The organism is Aquamicrobium sp. NLF2-7, from assembly GCF_022359935.1.
GTDB classification, from domain to species: Bacteria; Pseudomonadota; Alphaproteobacteria; order Rhizobiales; family Rhizobiaceae; genus Mesorhizobium; species Mesorhizobium lusatiense.
Window position 1 is genome coordinate 848,218 of record NZ_JAKSED010000001.1, and the last position, 18,114, is coordinate 866,331.

18 protein-coding genes are annotated in these 18,114 nt (G+C 62.3%); 8 read left to right on the forward strand and 10 right to left on the reverse strand.

All coding sequences use genetic code 11. The features are described 5' to 3' along the window. Window positions 1-45 precede the first annotated feature (45 nt). The 5 genes from MIC97_RS04210 to hemP are packed head-to-tail and all read right to left on the reverse strand — an operon-like array spanning window position 46 to window position 4,156. Window positions 46-834: a heme ABC transporter ATP-binding protein gene (locus MIC97_RS04210; RefSeq protein WP_239798976.1), complete on the reverse strand. Its 789-nt coding sequence runs from the start codon at window positions 832-834 to the stop codon at window positions 46-48. Window positions 835-841: 7 nt separating this feature from the next. Continuing rightward, a complete protein-coding gene (locus tag MIC97_RS04215) occupies window positions 842-1,939 on the reverse strand; it encodes an iron ABC transporter permease (RefSeq protein ID WP_239798977.1) in 1,098 nt (365 codons plus the stop codon). Window positions 1,940-1,955: 16 nt separating this feature from the next. Then, on the reverse strand, window positions 1,956-2,849 hold the full coding sequence (locus MIC97_RS04220) for an ABC transporter substrate-binding protein (RefSeq protein WP_239798978.1): 894 nt from the start codon (window positions 2,847-2,849) through the stop codon (window positions 1,956-1,958). A 10-nt stretch (window positions 2,850-2,859) separates the two neighbouring features. Continuing rightward, window positions 2,860-3,921 (reverse strand): ChuX/HutX family heme-like substrate-binding protein, encoded by a 1,062-nt coding sequence (locus MIC97_RS04225; RefSeq protein WP_239798979.1) that lies wholly within the window; start codon window positions 3,919-3,921, stop codon window positions 2,860-2,862. A gap of 25 nt (window positions 3,922-3,946) precedes the next feature. After that, window positions 3,947-4,156 carry a hemin uptake protein HemP gene (hemP, locus tag MIC97_RS04230; RefSeq protein WP_239798980.1) on the reverse strand — a complete coding sequence of 70 codons (210 nt, stop codon included), beginning with the start codon at window positions 4,154-4,156 and terminating at the stop codon, window positions 3,947-3,949. A gap of 438 nt (window positions 4,157-4,594) precedes the next feature. Between hemP and MIC97_RS04235 the strand changes: the two genes are divergently transcribed. Together MIC97_RS04235 and MIC97_RS04240 are read left to right on the forward strand one after the other, a co-directional pair. Continuing rightward, the gene (locus tag MIC97_RS04235; protein ID WP_239798981.1) at window positions 4,595-5,050 is read left to right on the forward strand and encodes a hypothetical protein; all 456 of its coding nucleotides are present in this window, start codon (window positions 4,595-4,597) and stop codon (window positions 5,048-5,050) included. A 31-nt stretch (window positions 5,051-5,081) separates the two neighbouring features. Further along, window positions 5,082-5,396, forward strand: a complete 315-nt coding sequence (locus MIC97_RS04240) for an antibiotic biosynthesis monooxygenase (RefSeq protein ID WP_239798982.1) — start codon at window positions 5,082-5,084, stop codon at window positions 5,394-5,396. Window positions 5,397-5,470: 74 nt separating this feature from the next. On the opposite strand, the gene putA is transcribed toward MIC97_RS04240, so the two are convergent. Beyond that, complete coding sequence (putA, locus tag MIC97_RS04245) at window positions 5,471-9,082, reverse strand: bifunctional proline dehydrogenase/L-glutamate gamma-semialdehyde dehydrogenase PutA (protein WP_239798983.1); 3,612 nt, start codon at window positions 9,080-9,082, stop codon at window positions 5,471-5,473. Window positions 9,083-9,252: 170 nt separating this feature from the next. Between putA and MIC97_RS04250 the strand changes: the two genes are divergently transcribed. Further along, window positions 9,253-9,702, forward strand: coding sequence for an Lrp/AsnC ligand binding domain-containing protein (locus tag MIC97_RS04250; protein ID WP_239798984.1), 450 nt, complete (start codon window positions 9,253-9,255; stop codon window positions 9,700-9,702). Between the two features lie 20 nt (window positions 9,703-9,722). On the opposite strand, the gene MIC97_RS04255 is transcribed toward MIC97_RS04250, so the two are convergent. From MIC97_RS04255 to MIC97_RS04265, 3 genes are all read right to left on the reverse strand, one after another. Next, window positions 9,723-10,169 carry a FixH family protein gene (locus MIC97_RS04255; RefSeq protein WP_239798985.1) on the reverse strand — a complete coding sequence of 149 codons (447 nt, stop codon included), beginning with the start codon at window positions 10,167-10,169 and terminating at the stop codon, window positions 9,723-9,725. A gap of 159 nt (window positions 10,170-10,328) precedes the next feature. Continuing rightward, the gene (locus tag MIC97_RS04260) at window positions 10,329-11,786 is read right to left on the reverse strand and encodes an NAD-dependent succinate-semialdehyde dehydrogenase (protein WP_239798986.1); all 1,458 of its coding nucleotides are present in this window, start codon (window positions 11,784-11,786) and stop codon (window positions 10,329-10,331) included. A 156-nt stretch (window positions 11,787-11,942) separates the two neighbouring features. Next, entirely contained in the window at window positions 11,943-12,890 is a 948-nt protein-coding gene (locus MIC97_RS04265; RefSeq protein WP_239798987.1) for an AEC family transporter, read from the reverse strand. A 148-nt stretch (window positions 12,891-13,038) separates the two neighbouring features. On the opposite strand from MIC97_RS04265, the gene MIC97_RS04270 reads away from it, so the two are divergent. Continuing rightward, on the forward strand, window positions 13,039-13,587 hold the full coding sequence (locus MIC97_RS04270; protein ID WP_239798988.1) for a histidine phosphatase family protein: 549 nt from the start codon (window positions 13,039-13,041) through the stop codon (window positions 13,585-13,587). Window positions 13,588-13,592: 5 nt separating this feature from the next. Here MIC97_RS04270 and MIC97_RS04275 read toward each other — a convergent pair whose 3' ends face one another. Then, a complete protein-coding gene (locus tag MIC97_RS04275; protein ID WP_239798989.1) occupies window positions 13,593-14,027 on the reverse strand; it encodes a GFA family protein in 435 nt (144 codons plus the stop codon). 179 nt (window positions 14,028-14,206) lie between these two features. On the opposite strand from MIC97_RS04275, the gene MIC97_RS04280 reads away from it, so the two are divergent. The 4 genes from MIC97_RS04280 (at window position 14,207) to MIC97_RS04295 (ending at window position 18,103) form a co-directional block, all read left to right on the forward strand. Continuing rightward, window positions 14,207-14,488, forward strand: a complete 282-nt coding sequence (locus MIC97_RS04280) for an acyl carrier protein (RefSeq protein WP_183830795.1) — start codon at window positions 14,207-14,209, stop codon at window positions 14,486-14,488. Between the two features lie 34 nt (window positions 14,489-14,522). Further along, window positions 14,523-15,710, forward strand: coding sequence for a beta-ketoacyl-ACP synthase (locus MIC97_RS04285; protein ID WP_239798990.1), 1,188 nt, complete (start codon window positions 14,523-14,525; stop codon window positions 15,708-15,710). 15 nt (window positions 15,711-15,725) lie between these two features. Then, window positions 15,726-16,997 (forward strand): beta-ketoacyl-ACP synthase, encoded by a 1,272-nt coding sequence (locus tag MIC97_RS04290; RefSeq protein WP_239798991.1) that lies wholly within the window; start codon window positions 15,726-15,728, stop codon window positions 16,995-16,997. Window positions 16,998-17,074: 77 nt separating this feature from the next. After that, window positions 17,075-18,103: a zinc-binding dehydrogenase gene (locus MIC97_RS04295; protein WP_239798992.1), complete on the forward strand. Its 1,029-nt coding sequence runs from the start codon at window positions 17,075-17,077 to the stop codon at window positions 18,101-18,103. Window positions 18,104-18,114 lie beyond the last annotated feature (11 nt).

Genomic DNA, 18,114 nt, shown 5'->3' on the forward strand with positions numbered 1-18,114 from the left:
TATATAGAAAATGAAACGACCGGCCTTGTGCCGGTCGTTTCATTTTTAAGCGGCAGACTGAGGAAGGACGAACGGAGTGCCGGGAGCGGGAACAGCCCCCACGCGCAACCGGCAGCCGAACACGCGCTCGATCATCGAATCACTGAGAACATCCTGCGGCGCGCCAACCGTGTCGAGCCGGCCGCGATGCATGACATGGATGCGGTCGGCATACATCGCAGCAAGGTTGAGGTCGTGCAATATGGCGACCACCCCGCCCCCGGCCTTCACGAAATCGCGCGCGATGTCCATGATGATGAGCTGGTGCTTGATATCGAGGCTGGATACGGGCTCATCCAGAAACAGATAGCGCGGCTGGCCATCCAGAACCGGCACCCACACCTGGCACAGCACACGGGCCAACTGCACCCGCTGCTGCTCGCCGCCTGACAGCTCCTGATAGAAACGCCCTGCAAAACCTTCCAGATCAACGCGCGCCAGCGCGATTTCGGGAAGCTGCTCAGCCTCCGTGCCGATCATACCCGAACGCCCGCCGGTCAGCCCCATCCTGACGATTTCCCGCACGGTGAAGGGAAAGGACAGGGATGTCGCCTGTGGCAGCACCGCGCGTATGCCGGCCGCATCCAGCGGTTTCATCGACCGAAGATCGCGCCCGTTAAAGGCAACCCGCCCTTCATAGGCTAGTTCGCCGCACAAGGCCTTGAGCAGGGTCGTCTTGCCGGAGCCGTTCGGCCCCACGATGGCGACGAGTTCGCCGGGCTTCGCGGAAAAGCCGACACCATGCACGATGCGCGTCGAGCCGATCTGGATGGATATGTCCTGTGCTTCGATCATGCCGGCCTCACAGATCGATGACGCCGCGATTGCGCAGCAATATCCACAGGAAGAACGGAGCGCCTGCAACGGCGGTGACGATGCCGATCGGCAGCTCCGCCGGCGCGACGATCGTACGTGCCACCGCATCCGCCAGCAGCAGCAGCGAGGCCCCGAGCAGAGCCGATGCCGGCAGCAGGTATCGATTGTCCGGCCCCATGGCGAGACGCAACAGATGCGGCACGACGATGCCGACGAAGCCGATGCCCCCGCTGACCGCCACCGAAGAACCGACGGAGGCGGCAACGCTGACGATCGCGATATATTTGAGTTGCTGCACAGGGATGCCGAGATGGGTAGCGGTCGCCTCGCCCAGCGCCAGCGCGTTCAGCCCGCGCGCCAGAAACGGCGTGGCGGCCATGGCCAGCACCATGATCGGAGCGACGGCGCCGATCTTCAGCCAGGTGGCCCCTGCAAGCGATCCCAGTTGCCAGAAGGTCAGGTCCCGCAACTGGCGGTCATCGGCAACGAACACCAGAATGCCCGTCACCGCACCGGCAAGTGCCGCAAGCGCGATCCCAGCCAGAAGCATGGTGGCGACCGATGTCCGGCCCTGCCGCGTCGCGACTTTGTAGAGAACCAGCGTTGCTGCCAGACCACCGAAGAAGGCGGCTACCGGCAGGGAAAAAGTTCCCATTGCCAGCGTCACCGGAGCCAGCACGGTTCCACCGAGAACGATGATCAGCACGGCAGCAAGACCTGCGCCGGCCGAAACGCCGATGAGCCCGGGATCGGCCAGAGGATTGCGGAAAAGCCCCTGCATCACCGCACCGGACACGGCCAGAGAAGCGCCCACAAGAGCTCCCAGAACCACGCGTGGCAGACGGACATCGTTGATAATGATGCGGTCACGAACACTGAGCGCATCATCTGCCACCCCAAACAGCCATCCGCGCACGACTGCCATTGAAGAGGCATCCGAAGCGCCTGAAGCGAGGCTGAACAGCATGGTCAGAGCAAGAAGAACGCACAGCAGCAGAATAACCAGACGCGCAAGCGCGGATCTGTCACCGGCGACGGGATAACGTTTTACGCCGGCTTCCCCGGCAGCAACTGGATTGGTCATGTGGATTCCGCGCGCTTCAGTCGGCGACTTCTTTGCCGTATAGCGCGACTGCGACGTCGCGAACAGCATCCGCAGTGCGAGGGCCAAAGCCCAGCATATAGGCGCCGTCCATGCGCACCACTCTGCGGGCCTTGCCGGCAGGCGTGGTGGCAATGATGGGATTGCCGAGAACCTCGTCATCGCCGCTCTGGTGGCCACCGATCTGCCCCATCATCAGGATGACATCCGGACGCGCGTCGACAATCGCTTCTTCTGTCAGTTGCTTGTAGCCGGAATAACCCTCGATGGCGTTCATGGCACCGGCAAGCTCTATGATGCCGTTGGCAGCCGTATCAGCCCCGGAGGCCATGATCTTGCCGCCCTGCGCCGACAGAATGAACAACACGCGCTTGCGGTCTTTAACATTCCCCGTGAGCGCTTTGGCTTCATCGATCTTCGCACCCACCTCGGCGGCAAGTGCATCGGCCTTCTGCCCGACGCCAAGGGCCTTGCCGACAACCTCGATCTTGCGGATGATGCCTTCCCGGTCGAACGTCTCGGGCACCTCGATGTAAGGCACGCTGGCCTTCTTCAGCACATCGATCGTCTCTTTGGGGCCACTGCCCTCAAGTGCCAGTATGCCACCAGGGTTGACGGAAAGAACGCCTTCGGGGGAAAGCTGGCGCATGTAGCCAACATCCGGCAATTCAAGAGCTTCAGGCGGGAACACGCTGGTCGTGTCGCGCGCGATCAGGCGGTCCTGCTCGCCCAGCGCGAAAACGATCTCCGTGATGGATCCGCCTATGGCGGCAATGCGCGTTGGATCCTCGAATTTCCCGTCGATCTCGGCGGAAGTAGCAGCCAAAGGCGTAAAAGCGGCCATGCACAACAGCATGGCCGCACGCGCAGCGAAACGGGAAAAGATTTTCATTTCAACACCTTCAAGCCGGGACAGACACCGGCACCTTGGGAAGATTCTCGGCAAGGAAGCGCCAGTCATCACGCTCCATTTCGCCTTCATGGCGCTCGCCAAAGAACTGGATAATTATCCTGCCCTGGGAATCATAGGCTTCAATTGACGTCACGAAACCGTCGCGCGTCGGCTTGCGTACACCCCACACCTCGGCAATGTGGTCGAGTCGCAGATGCAGATGGAACATCTCGTCCATGACATTCAGCCACGGCCCCATCGGCTTCACCGACCTGATCGGCCCGGTGTGGATCTGGATGCAGCCATGGTTGCCGACAAAGCACATGATCGGCAGTGCCTCGGCGGCGGCATGATGCATGAGCGCCGCGACAGCATCCTCATCGACCCGCCACGCATATTCCGGCCCGACAAGGCGCATGGCCTGCAAACGGCTGATCCGAAGCGACCGCAGCATCCCGAAGAACTGGTGCACATCGGTCAGGGCACCCCAGCGCTCGCGCAGTTCCTCGACACGAACGAAAGCCTCGGCCGGTGACGAGGACACCTCCCCGAACACGGGCTCCACTTCCATGCGGGGAAGCTGGTCGTCCACCTGAAGCTCTCCCACCAGCTTGTGGAATGCATACAGGTTGGAGGCATTGCGCAGATGGACCTTGTGGACGGCATGTCCGGCACGGTCGAAGAATTGCAGGCTGTGGCGAACCTCGTCGCCGCTGCGCTTCTCGACGGCAAAGCCGTGCGCCCAAACTTTCGGGAAGATGCGCAGATCAATGTCCCGGCCAAGCACCAGCGCATTGTGCTCGCCAACCGAAACCTTGTCGTAGACGCCGATCTTCTCGTGAACGGCGCTTTCATTTCGGGTCAGGGCCATTGCTTCGCCAATGCCCTGCAAGCCGCTGAGAACCGACTTCACGTCAGGCCGGATGCGAACGGCTTCATGACCGCAATGCGCCGACAGCAACTCAGCCTCGCTTATGCCAAGCTGCGCCGACAGATCGCGCTCGCGCATCCGGGGGTTCTCGATCCGTGCCCGCCTGATCTCATGCGGGCTCGGCTTCACGCGCTGGTCCATTGGCTCTAACCCTCGATGGGGCCAATCACTTGTTGAGGATCAGCTTACCCTGACGGGTGATCTTCAGGCGGTACAGTGCGCCATGATGCTCGATGCCGATCTCATGCTCACCCTGGAACAGGCTGTTGGACGACAGCGTCCTCACGGAAAAGGGCGTGCGCTCGACCCGTACCGGAACGGCCTGGTCTACGCGGCGAACGCGATAGCGGAAGTCGTTGGGAGTGTGCGCAGTCATCGATCTCGATCCCTCTCGTTGGGGGTGGCTAGGGCTGCTCGAACATGATTTTCGATTTCTTGACTCTAATAATCATGTTTTATCACAACTGCAATACCGGACTAAATTAGTCAACATTAAAGGCAAACACCAGTGCAAAAAATGCACTGCAAACCCTTTCCCCGCCCCTCGTGCGGTCTCCTCCGGCCGCGAGCCATTCCCGCTGCTCAGGCAGCCCGTTGCTCAAGGGCCATCGCAGGCGAAAGATCTGTCACGCGCGTGTCATTCCCGAATTATCTGATGGCATCAGTGGAATGCGCTCTCGACAATCGGCTTCCGGGAAGGCAGGGCTTGCCATATCCTGTCCGGATAGTTCAAGTTTTAGACTCTGAACTCTGATCGAGCAATCATGCCGCCGGCCCCGCCGGTCAAAATCGATGATGAACGGCAAGAAAGGTGATGACGACCGTGAGATTCTCCACTCTTTTATCAATCGCGCTTCTTACCAGCGGCACCGTGGCGGCAGGCACTGCCTTTGCCCAGGATGCCGCACCGAAATCTGCGCCGGCAGCGCTTTCCCTTGAACTCAATGCCGCCCAGCCGTCGGACAAGGGCTGCCGCCTCACCTTCGTCGTGAACAACGGGCTGGGCACGGATCTGACCAAGGCCTCGTTCGAGATCGCGCTCTTCAACGATTCGGGCGTGGTGGACCGCATGACGGTCCTCGACTTCAAGGAACTGCCGCAGGGCAAGACCAAGGTCAGCCGCTTCGACCTCGCCGGAATCGACTGTGCAAAGATCTCGCGGGCGCTTGTGAACGGTTCCAATGACTGCGCCGGCGATGGTATCGAGCCGACAGCCTGCATGAAGGCTCTTCAGCCCAGCTCGAAGACCGACATCAATTTCGGCGTATAACCGCAGCCTCCGTCGTTCGGAAAGGACAGCCATGTACATTGCCATGAACCGTTTCAAGGTCCTCAAGGGCTCGGAAACGGATTTCGAGAACATCTGGAAGAATCGCGAATCGACGCTGCATGAGATGAAGGGTTTCAGGACCTTCCACCTGCTGCGCGGACCGGTGAACGAGGCCGAGAACTACACGCTGTACGCATCGCATACGGTCTGGGAGAGCGAGGACGATTTCCTCGCCTGGACGAAGTCGCAGAATTTCCGCGATTCGCATCGCAATGCCGGCACCGGCAAGGCGACCACTATGGGTCATCCCCAGTTCGAAGGCTTTTCGGCCATCGAAGGCGCCTGAGCACCTACCCTGCTTATGTTCGGAATAAGGCTCCGGGATCATGTCCCAGAGCCTTTTCTTTTCCGGACTGCTGGTCAGACGCTCGCCAGCAGGCTGGCATTGCCGCCCGCGGCGGTCGTGTCCACGCACACCGCGCGCTCATGCGCATAGGCTGCCGGATAAATAACCTCCGTGACCAGCGGCACGATCGGTCCCGCCCGCTTTGCCAGCGCGCGGCGAATGGCCCTCGCCTCGTCCCAGCCGCCGGAGAAAGCCACGACATCGACCGGCAGGGACGAAAGCTCATTCGCATCCACGCGCGCATCGAGCGTCGCGATCGGCAATCCCTTGCCAGTCAGCGGCGACAGGGTGGCAGCGGCATCGGGCGACACGGCCAGCACGGCATTGCCGGCAGCCAGCGCCTGAATGGCCTGCGCCAGCAGCGTATCGGCATCGGGACCAAGGCACAGAACCCGTCCGCGCGGCACCAGAGCCAGAGTGTTGGCCTCTCCGGTGGGGCCAGGCAGATCGATCTGACCGAATTCCAGCCCCGCCGACGCGGCCACCGCCGCAGCCCCCTTGCCGCGCAGATGCTTGCGCAGGATGGCGATGCGGTCCGGCCGGGCAGACCAGCCGCCAAGTGCGGGATCGGGCAGATTGTCCTTCAGCTCGGTCGCCACCGCTATGCGCGCCTCGGCAAGCTCAGTGCCGGCCTTCGGCGCTTTGCGGAACCGCCGCAGATAGTGCGGACCGCCAGCCTTGGGGCCGGTGCCGGAAAGCCCCTCGCCGCCGAATGGCTGCGAGCCCACCACTGCGCCGATCTGGTTGCGGTTCACATAGATGTTGCCGGCATGGATGCCGTCGACGAAATGCTGGGCGCGGCCTTCGATGCGGGTATGCAGGCCGAAGGTGAGGCCGTAGCCGCGCGCATTGATCGCCCCGATGACCGAATCGAGCTTGTCGGCGTCGAATGTCGCCACATGCAGCACCGGACCGAACACTTCGCGTTCGATCTCCTCGATACCGCGCACCGAGATGATATGCGGCGCGACGAAACGGCCGCCCTCCGGCGCATCAAGCTTTGCGACCACCTTGCCGCGTGCCTCCATATCCCGGCAGTAATCGCCGATCGCGCCCTGCGCCTCTGCATCGATCAACGGCCCGACATCGCTGGAGAGCGCCCACGGATTGCCGAGGCGCAGTTCGTTCATGGCGCCGATGAGCATTTCCTGCACCTTCTTCTCGACATCCTTCTGCACATAGAGGATGCGCAGCGCCGAGCAGCGCTGGCCGGCACTCTGGAAGGAAGAGGCGAGAATGTCGCGCACCGCCTGCTCGGGCAGAGCGGTCGAATCGACCACCATGGCGTTGAGCCCGCCGGTCTCGGCAATCAGCATGGCATCGGGCGCCGCCGTCTCGGAAAGCTGCTTTTCGATCAGCTTCGCGACCTCGGTCGAGCCGGTGAAGCAGACGCCGGCGATTCGCGGATCGGCCGTCAGCGGACCGCCAACCGAAGGACCATCACCCGGAAGGAGCTGGATCACGTCTTCCGGCACGCCCGCCTCGTGCAGAAGTTCCACGGCGCGATATGCGATCAGCGGCGTCTGTTCGGCAGGCTTTGCGATGACCGCATTGCCGGTAACGAGCGCCGCCGCGATCTGGCCGGTGAAGATGGCCAGCGGGAAATTCCATGGCGAGATACAGGCGATCACGCCGCGCGCCTCTGTCGCGGTTTCGACATTGGCGGCCTCGCAAGCATAGTAGCGCAGGAAATCCACCGCTTCGCGAAGCTCCGCCACCCCGTCGGCCAGCGTCTTGCCGGCCTCGCGGGTGGCAAGCGCGAAGAACTCGGCCGCGTTTGCCTCGTAAAGATCGGCAGCGCGGCGCAGTATGGCGGAACGCTCCGCGACGGCGCGCGCCGCCCATTCGGGCTGCGCTTTCACCGCGAAGCCCACGGCACTCTTCACCTGCGCTTCGCCGGCATCGGCCACCGTGCCAACCACTTCCCTGACATTGGCAGGGTTGATGACATCGCGCGTGCTGCCCTTGCCCTTGGCGCGGGTCAGCGGCTTCGCCTGCCATGTATGCGGGGCAGCGAAAGGCACCCTCGCCTTTTCGAGCGCCTCCAGCGTCACGACATCTGTGATGTCCCAGCCTTTTGCGTTGCGGCGATCCGCGCCGAAGATTGCCAACGGCTTCGCAATGTTCGGATTGGCGGCAGATCCTTGCGTCTCCACGATCTCCAGCGGATCGCGAGCGATGGCCTCCGGCGGCACCGCCTCGTCGGTCAACTGGTGGACGAAGGAGGAATTGGCGCCGTTTTCCAGCAAGCGGCGCACCAGATAGGCCAGCAGGTCGGAATGCGCGCCGACGGGCGCATAGATGCGGCAGCGCGTGCCCTCGGCCTTGCGCACGGCCTCATGCAACTGCTCGCCCATGCCGTGCAGGCGCTGGAACTCGAAGCACTCCCGGTTCGGAGCCATTGACAGGATTGCCGCAACCGTATGGGCGTTGTGGGTGGCGAATTGCGGATAGATGCGGTCGGTCATCGACAGGAGCTTCTTCGCGCAGGCCATGTAGGAAACGTCCGTATTGGCCTTGCGCGTGAAGACCGGATAGCCGGCCAAGCCCATGACCTGCGCGCGCTTGATCTCGGTGTCCCAGTAAGCGCCCTTCACCAGCCGCACCATGATGTTGCGGTCGAGCTTGTTTGCCAGCGCATACAGCCAGTCGATGGCGAAGGCGCAGCGCGGCCCGTAGGCCTGCACGACGACGCCGAATCCGTTCCAGCCGGCAAGGCGCTCGTCGGCCAGCACCAGTTCGATGACATCGAGCGACAGGTCGAGGCGGTCGGCCTCCTCGGCATCGATGTTGAGGCCCATATTGGCCTTCTTCGCCGCCAACGCCAACGACAGCAGCCGCTCTGCCATCACCGGCAGCATGGTTTCCCGCTGCGCCACCTCATAGCGCGGATGAATGGCCGAAAGCTTCACCGAAATGCCGTGGTTTTTGCGGATGTCGGCGCCGTTGGCCGGCTTATCGAGCGCGGCGATCGCATCCGCATAGGCCTTGAGATAGCGCAGGGCGTCCGCCTCGGTGCGGGCCGCCTCGCCCAGCATGTCGAAGGAATAGAGATAACCCTTGTCGGTCATCGACTTGCCGCGCTTCATCGCCTCGGCGATGGTGCGGCCGAGCACGAACTGCTCGCCCATCTCGCGCATGGCTGCCGCCACTGCCTTGCGGATGACAGGCTCTCCCAGACGGCGAACCATGGATCGCAGCGTCTTTTCGATGCCGCTCTCACCCTCTTCCAGAACCCGCCCGGTCAGCATCAACGCCCACGTGGAAGCGTTGACGAAGATCGAGGACGACGAGCCCGAATGCGCGGACCAGTCATGCGGAGCGATCTTGTCGGCGATCAGATCGTCCATGGTCTCGGCATCCGGCACGCGCAGCAGCGCTTCGGCCAGACACATCAGCGCCACGCCTTCCTTGGTGGAAAGGCCGTAGGCAGAGAGAAAGACCTCCATCAGCCGAGGATCGGACGAGCCGCGTGCGGCCTTGACGAGGTCTACCGCACGCCGGGTGATCGCCGCGCGCTCTTCGGTTGACAGAGCGACGGCTTCAACCAGCCTTTTTACGGCGGCGTCCTCATCGGGGAGATAATTGGCACGGATCTGCTGGCGAATTGGTGCAAGGGTCGGCATGGCGTTCCTGTCGAAACAGAGGCAAATCTCAACGGTCTGGCGGCCGCCACGACCGATATGAGAACCTAGCACGAGCTCATGGAATTAGCCGGTCCAATTATCTCGACGAAATGGTCATTATGAACTATCAGAATGCCAGTATTTAATCATATTGGACTATCAAATTCGATATGGAAGACCAACTGGACCGCATCGATCGCAACATTCTCTTTGCTCTCGCGCACGAGGCACGACTTTCCATGGCCGAACTGGCGGCAAAAGTCGGCCTTTCCAAAACGCCGGTGCAGGCGCGCGTCAAAAAGCTTGAGAATGAGGGCTTCATCCGCGGCTACAGCGCCATCATCGACCGTGAGCGCATGGGTGAAGGCCATGTCGCCTTCGTGCAGGTGAAACTATCGGACACGCGCTCCGCCGCCCTCGACGAATTCAACCGCGCAGTCCAGGCCGTTCGCGAGATCGAGCAGTGCCACATGATGGCTGCGAGCTTCGATTATCTGCTAAAGGTCCGCACCCGCGACATCGCCAGCTATCGCCGCGTGCTGGGCGAGCGCATATCGGCCCTGCCGCATGTGGCGCAGACCTCGACCTTCGTCGCCATGGAAACGGTCAAGGACAGGTAGAAAGTCGTCTTTCCAAGTGCTTACAGGACAACGTTGAAAATGACGCTGTCGGTTCCGGCCGCCGCAAATATCCACAGGCGCAATTGCCACCAGCCGGGCGTCGGAAACTTCACGCCCTGAATACGGTAGCTGCCGCCGCCCAGATAGTCGGTCGCCTGCGGGCTGGTCGGAAGGCCCTGATTCTGCTCCGCCATGCCGCCGGAAACGTGAATCGCCGCGTTTTCGACCGGCTGGCCGGATTTCATCCTGATCGTCACCAGCCAGGCCTGCGTTTCGCCAATGCGCACCGCACCCGCTTCCGGCTTCATGGAAACGCTGAACAATCCTCTTTCGCTGGATTTTGCACGCGCCAGCTCATTGCCGCCTGCTCCTCCCGCATATCCGGACAGATAGGCGGCAGCGATAACAGCGATGAACACAGCCGTGATGGCGGCTGAAATGAGAAGATAGCGTCCCAGGGATGCCAAAAACGTCGTCCCGGCCAAAAAATGAAACCCGCTTGCCCGGCAAGCCGGATGTCGCATGGATAATATGGAATTCATGGTTTCCACGACAAGCGGACATCCGCTCCATCGCAACGAAAAAGGGCGCACCGAAGTGCGCCCTGATCCGGATGAAGGGCTGTTTTAAAGCCCCAGTCCGCCGATGCAGACATATTTCGTGTCGAGATAGTCGTCCATGCCCTGATGGCCGCCCTCGCGGCCAAGGCCGGATTCCTTGACACCGCCAAACGGCGCTTCCGGCGTGGTGATGATGCCTTCATTGACGCCGACCATGCCGTATTTCAGGCCTTCCATCACGCGGAAGGCACGGCCCAGATCACCGGTGTAGAAGTAGCAGGCAAGGCCGAACTCGGTGTCGTTGGCGAGCGCGATAGCTTCTTCCTCGCTCCCGAATTTGAACACCGGCGCCAACGGCCCAAAGATTTCTTCCTTCATGAACTTCATCTGCGGTGTAGCGCCAGACACCACCGTCGGCTGGAAGAACGAGCCGCCCAGTTCATGGCGCTTGCCGCCGGTGACGACCTTGCCGCCCTTGGCAACCGCGTCCTCGATGAATTCCTCGACCTTTTCGACCGCATTGACGTCGATCAGCGGCCCCTGCTGCACGCCCTCGTCGAGCCCCGAACCGACCTTGAGCGCGGCCGAAGCCTCGGCGAGCTTTTCCACGAAAGCGTCGTAGATGCCGGCCTGCACGAAGAATCGGTTGGTGCACACGCAGGTCTGGCCCGAGTTGCGGAACTTGGCCGCGATCGCGCCCTGCACCGCACGGTCCAGATCGGCATCGTCGAACACCAGGAACGGCGCGTTGCCACCGAGTTCCATCGACACCTTCTTCACCGTCGATGCGCATTTTTCGATCAGCATCTTGCCGACCTCGGTCGAGCCCGTGAAGGTCAGCTTCTTGACCAGCGGGTTGGCGCAGATCTCATCACCGATGGCGCCGGCCGAGCCGGTCACGATGTTGACCACGCCTTTGGGGAAGCCCACTTCCTCGCACAGCGCGCCCCAAGCGAGGCCGGAGTAAGGCGTCTGGGAAGCCGGCTTGACGACCGCGGTGCAGCCGGCGGCAAGCGCGGGGCCAAGCTTGCGCGACAGCATGGAGGACGGGAAGTTCCACGGCGTGATGGCGGCGATGACGCCGACCGGCTCCTTCGTCACCAGTACGCGGCGATCCGCCCACGGAGAAGGCACCACATCGCCATAGGCGCGGCGAGCCTCTTCGGCGAACCACAGCACATAGGCGGCGGAAGAGCCCACCTCGCCCTTCGCCTCGGTCAGCGACTTGCCCTGCTCCATGGTGAGCAGTTCGGCCAGCGCGTCCTGATTGTCCATGATGGCGTCGTGCAGCTTGCGCAGCAGCTTGGAGCGCTCCAGCGCCGAGGTCTTGCGGAACGACAGGAACGCTTCCTGCGCGGCGGCAATAGCGCGGCGGGTTTCGGCAGCGCCCGATTTCGGCACGGTTCCGATCTTGAGGCCGGTGGCCGGGTTGATCACATCGATGGTCTGGCCGGAATCCGCCTGCACCCATTCTCCGTTGATGAGATTGGCCTGCTTCATGAAATAGCTGGTCTTCTGGAGCATGGTCTGGCCTCCGCTTGGCGCTCTCCTGAGCGCAAATGTCAAAAAATTCATGGAATGACGCGCTTCGGGAACAGGCGTCACAGGTGGTATTATCCCAAGGTAAGCGCCGCGATCAACCGTCGCGCTCTTCTTTGCTCTGGTCCAGCGATATCGGCTTCATCCGAATATGCAGCCCGCCACCAGCAGCCACGCAGACGTCGTCATCACCGCCATGAGCGTCGACAGCGTCATCTGGTTCGAGGCCAGCCCCTGTCCCGTGCCGAACTGCGTTGCGATCAGATAGGAGTTCACGCCTGCAGGCAACGAAGCAGCCACCACGGCCACTTTCGCCGCAAGGGGCGGCAGGCCGAAGAGAAGTGCGAATATGAGCGCCAGTCCCGGCATCAGCACCAGCTTGACGGCCGACAAAGCCAGTGCGGGACGCAAATTGCCGGAAATGCCGAATGCTTTCAGCCCTGCGCCCATGGAAAACAGCGCTATCGGACCCGCTATATCGGCGAAGGCATCGACCAGCCGCCCGGCGACGGACGGCAACTCCCAGCCGGTAAAGCGCCATACCAGACCTGAAAGTATTCCCACGATCAGCGGGTTTGCAAACAGCCGGCCGAGAAAGCTGCGCAGGACGCGCGCCGGATGCAGTTCACCATCGCCCTCCCCGAACAGCTCGAACAGGATGATCGAGGCCATCATCATCACCGGCAGATGCACGGCAATCAGAAGCGAGATCACATCGGTTCCCGGCTGACCGAATATGCCGGAAATCAGCGGAATTCCCAGCAGAACGAGATTGGAAAATGAAGAGGAGACACCACCGATAACACCGACGCGCGCATCCCTGCCCATCCAGCGCGTCATGATCAGATGGCCACTGGTCCAGGTAAGGGCAATGGCGCTGAAATAGACGACCCACAGCAGCCATGGCGCGGCGCCATGAAAATCCACTCTCGACAGCGTGCGGAACAGCAGAACGGGCATGGCGACGCCCACCGCGAACTGGCCAAGCATTTCGCCGGCACCCACCTTGAGATAATTGCTCCAGGCAGCGACATATCCAATCGCGACGAGACCGAAGACATAAAGAATGGTCTCTATCAGTTGCGACATGTCGTTCCGGTCACATCCACGTCATTGTTCCCCACAGCGCCTCAGTTGCGGATAGAAAGAGATAGTCGATTCGCGCGCAAAGCCCGCCTTCTTGTTTTTCTAAGGGGTTTGCCGTCCCTATATGTCCGGAATCGAAACGGGAATGCCTATGCTCCGGTATGTAATCCTTCTGCTCGCGCTGCTGTCTCCTCTCCCGGCCCTCGCCACCGATGCGGGCTGGGCGGCGTTGCGCGAGGGCGGGCACGTCGTTCTGCTGCGCCACGCCATGATCAGCGGAACCACGGAACCGGCCAATTTCGACATCGACAAATGCAACACCCAACGCAACCTGTCGGATCGGGGCAGACAGCAGGCGCGCAAGATCGGCGCACTGTTCGGCGCGCGCGCCGCGCGTGTGGAACGGGTGGAATCGAGCCGCTATTGCCGGGCGCTGGAAACCGCACGCCTTGCCTTCGGCATCCAGCCGGAAGCACTGGAAGCCCTCGACCCGCTGAGCGACGACGCGGAGGCTCGCGCCCGGCAAAAAGAGATGATCCTCGAACAGATCCGCACCTATTCAGGCTCGGACCTTCTCGTCCTCGTGACCCACCTGGAAAACATCCAGGAAATCACCGGCGTTTCGCCCCGCGAGGGAGAAGTCGTCATCGTTGCTCCGCAGGGGGACGGGGTACGGGTTCTGGGCCGCGTGGTGTTCTGAGGTCGTCATGCCGTCGCGGCAACGAACTTCAGCACACCGGCTATCCCTGATCCTTTTCGGGCTCCGTCCGACGGGTGATTGATACCATCAGTCACGACAACTTCGGCGAAGTCGAACGGGCTCACACCCTGAAGGCAGGCGGCATTCACGCCGAACTCGTTCGGGTTGGAACGCCTCTGGTGATGGGTGTAGATGCCGCAGACCGAGCAGAAATAGTGTTTCGCAGTGCCCGTGTTGAACTGGTAGAGGGTGAGCTTGTCCTGACCGCTGAGAATATCGAGGTCACCAAGTTCGGCAGTGACGGCGACCGCGCCGCGCATGCGGCAGTAGGAGCAGGTGCAGCGGCGCGCGGAGTGCAGCCCGTCCCGCAAGCGCACATGGAACCGGACGGCGCCGCAATGGCAGGCGCCATCGGCCTCCCGAATATCAAGGCTGGTCATTGCAATCTCCTTCATGCGAACCGACATAGGCCTGCATGAAAAGGCATTCGCAACCGACCTGCAACCGTGCGCCTGCCGTGGGCAGGGCACATTCGGCCTTTTCCTGTCGGCAAAAACCGACTAGACAGCGCCCAAACACCTGAATTCAGCTTTGGCCGAAAATCGTAAGGAAAAGCCTCTTGTCAACCACGTTCGATAAAGTCGCCAAGATCATTGCCGAGACCAGCGAAATCGATCTCGACACCATCACCCCCGAAAGCCACACCATCGACGATCTCGGCATCGACAGCCTCGACTTCCTCGACATCGTGTTCGCCATCGACAAGGAATTCGGCATCAAGGTTCCGCTCGAGAAGTGGACCCAGGAGGTCAACGACGGCAAGGCCTCGACCGACGAGTATTTCGTCATGAAGAATCTCTGCGCCAAGATTGACGGGCTGATCGCCGCCAAGGGCGCCTGAGCCTGAAATCGGCACACAGGATCGGCAAAGCCTCATGAGCGCTCGCGACGTCGTCATCACCGGCATCGGCCTCGTCTCCTCTCTGGGAGAAGGTGCTGATGCGCATTGGCTGAAACTGTCCGCCTCCGGCACGAAGCCGGTGGTGGATAGCGAGCGCTTCGCGCCGTACACGATCCATCCCCTGCCCGAGATCGACTGGAGCCTGCAGATCGCCAAGCGTGGCGACCAGCGCCAGATGGAAACTTGGCAGCGCCTCGGCACCTACGTTGCCGGCCTTGCGCTCGCGGATGCCGGCATCCGGGACAACGAAGACCTGTGCGCAACCATGGATATGGTGGTGGCGGCAGGCGGCGGCGAACGCGACGTGGCTGTCGATTCCGACATTCTGGCCGCTTCCGAACAGCGCGACGATTTCGATGTCCTGCTCAACGAGAAGCTGACCACCGAACTGCGCCCTACCCTCTTCCTCGCACAGCTTTCCAATCTTCTCGCTGGCAACATCTCCATCGTTCACAAGGTTACCGGCTCCTCGCGCACCTTCATGGGCGAGGAAGGTGCCGGCGTCTCGGCCATCGAGACGGCAGCCGCCCGCATCCGCTCCGGACAGTCGACGCACATGCTGGTTGGCGGCGCCTTCCAGACCGAGCATCCCGACATGCTACTGGGCTACGAGCTCGCCGGCTATCTGCATCGCGGCGACTGGAAACCGGTCTGGCAAAGGCAGGACGCAGAGGGCGGCGGCATCGTCTCCGGCTCCGGCGGTGCCTTCCTTGTGCTGGAAAGCCGTGAGCATGCCGAAAAACGCGGCCAGCGCATCTATGCAACGCTCGGCCCCGTGGCCAGCGGCCGCGCCCGCCGCGACAAGGACGAACTGGCCCCCGCCATCGCCAAGCTGCTGGACGCCACCGATCTGCCGGCTGAGGGTTTCCTGACCATTTCCGGTGCATCCGGCGCTCACAAGGCGACGGCGACGGAAAAGGCCGCCTTCGACGCGAAGGGCGATATTGCGCTGCGCGCCTTCTCGACGCTGACCGGTCACCTCAAGGAAGCGCAGTTCCCGTTCGCTGTGGCGCTTGCGGCCCTTGCCGTCAGCAACAGGGCCTCCTATCCGGCTTTCGAAGCGGATGAGAAGCCTTTCGAGGGACAACTGAAATCCGTTCTGGCAACGACCATCGGCTATCACCATTTCGAGGGCATGGCGCTGGTCAGCGCACTCGACTGAAGCCCGGAGCCTGGCATGACGAAATTCACGGATCATCTTGGACGTCCCGTCGTCGCCGTCACCGGCATCGGCGTCGTAACCTCGCTTGGCGTCGGCAAGAAGGACAACTGGGAAGCGCTGACCGCCGGCAGGTCCGGCATTCATCCCATCACCCGCTTCCCGGTCGATCATCTCAACACCCGCATCGCCGGCACCGTCGATTTTCTCGCCTCGTCCTCAAAGGGCGCGAGCGCGCTGACCTATGAGCTGGCCGAAACGGCGGCTGAGGAAGCCGTGGCCGAGGCGGGCCTCGCCATCGATGATTTCGGCGGCCCCCTGTTCCTCGCCTCCCCGCCGGTCGAACTGGACTGGCACGACCGGCTGGCGCTCTACAGGAACGGCGACGACAAGCCCGCGCCGGATCGGCTGCTGGAAGTGGCGCGCAACCTCAATTCGCTGGAAATGTTCGATACCTCGCAGTTCGCGACGATTGCCGACAGGCTGGCGGACCGTTTCGGCGCGACCGGCCTGCCGATCACGCTGTCGACCGCCTGCGCCTCCGGCGCGACCGCCATCCAGCTTGGCGTCGAGGCGATCCGGCGCGGCGAAGCCAACCGCGCCCTGTCTATCGGCGCTGATGGCTCGGCAACCGCCGAGGCGCTGATCCGTTTCTCGCTGCTGTCGGCGCTGTCCACCAGCAACGATGCGCCGGAAAAAGCGTCAAAGCCCTTCTCGAAGGACCGCGACGGCTTCGTTCTGGCTGAAGGCTCCGCTGCGCTGGTGCTGGAATCGCTGGAAGCCGCGACGGTGCGTGGAGCCACCGTGCTGGGCATCATCCGCGGTTGCGGTGAAAAGGCCGACGACTTCCACCGCACCCGCTCCAAGCCGGATGCTTCGCCGGCCATCGCCGCCGTGCGTGCAGCCCTTGACGATGCGGGACTTGGCGAGGACGGCATCGACTACGTCAACGCCCACGGCACCTCGACGCCTGAAAACGACAAGATGGAACATCTGTCGCTTTCGACCGTATTCGGCGACCACATCAACCGCATGCTGGTCTCATCAAACAAGTCGATGATCGGCCACACGCTCTCCGCCGCAGGTGCGATCGAGGCCGCATTCTCGATCATGACCATGCGCGAGGGCGTCATTCCGCCGACCATCAACTATGACAATCCCGACCCTGCGATCACATTCGACGTCGTGCCGAATGTGAAGCGGGAAGCCGAGGTCCGCACGGTGCTGTCGAACTCCTTCGGGTTTGGCGGCCAGAACACCTGCCTTGTCATGGCGCGGGAACCTGTCTAATTCCTCTTTTCTGAATTCGTTCTTGGGAATGGGGCGGCCTGGCCGCCCGTTCTGTTATGGATAGGGAGCGTCGTTCGATGCGCGCACTGCAACTCATCGAGGATCGCCGTCTGGAAACGGTAGACATCGCCCCGCCCCCCGCTCCCGGACAGGGTGAGGTGACGCTGCGCATCAGGGCCGTCGCCCTCAACCACATCGACGTCTGGGGCTGGCGCGGCATGGCCTTCGCCAAGCGCAAGCTGCCGCTAACCGTCGGCGCGGAAGCCTCCGGCGAGGTCGAGGCAGTCGGCCCCGGCGTGTCGAACCTGTTGCCCGGCCAGCTCGTTTCCATCTATGGAGCGCGCACCTGCGGCCTGTGCCGCGCCTGCCGCGAGAAGCGCGACAATCTGTGCGAGCATGTCTCCGGCGTGCATGGCTTCCATCTCGATGGCTTCGCGCAGGAAAAGATCAATCTGCCGGCCCGCCTTCTGGTGCCTGCTCCGCCCGGTGTCGACGCCATTGGCGCCGCCGTCGCGCCCGTCACCTTCGGCACCGTCGAGCACATGCTGTTTGACAACGCGAAGCTGGAGCCCGGCGAGACGATCCTGATTCATGCCGGCGGGTCCGGCATCGGCTCTGCCGCCATCCAGCTTGCCAAAAAAATGGGCTGCACCGTCATCACCACGGTCGGCTCCAACGACAAGATCGAGAAGGCGAAGGCGCTCGGCGCCGATCACGTCATCAACTACCGCGAGGACCGCTTCGAAGGCGTCGTGCGCAAGCTGACGAAGAAGAAGGGCGTCGACGTCGTGTTCGAGCATGTCGGCAGGGACACATGGGCCGGCTCGATGCTCAGCCTGAAGCGCGGCGGCCGGCTCGTCACCTGCGGCTCCACCTCCGGTGTTTCGACCGACATGAACCTGATGATGCTGTTCCAGCAGCAGCTCAAGCTGCTCGGCTCCTTCGGCTGCCGCATGGAGAACATGGCGAACGCCATGCAGAAGATGGCCGCCGGCCTTGTTCATCCGGTGATCGATACCGCCGTCGATTTCGACGGTATCGACGCGGCGCTGAAGCGCATGGAAGGCCGCGACGTGTTCGGCAAGATCATCCTCAACGTCGGCTGAGGGCGTTCCGT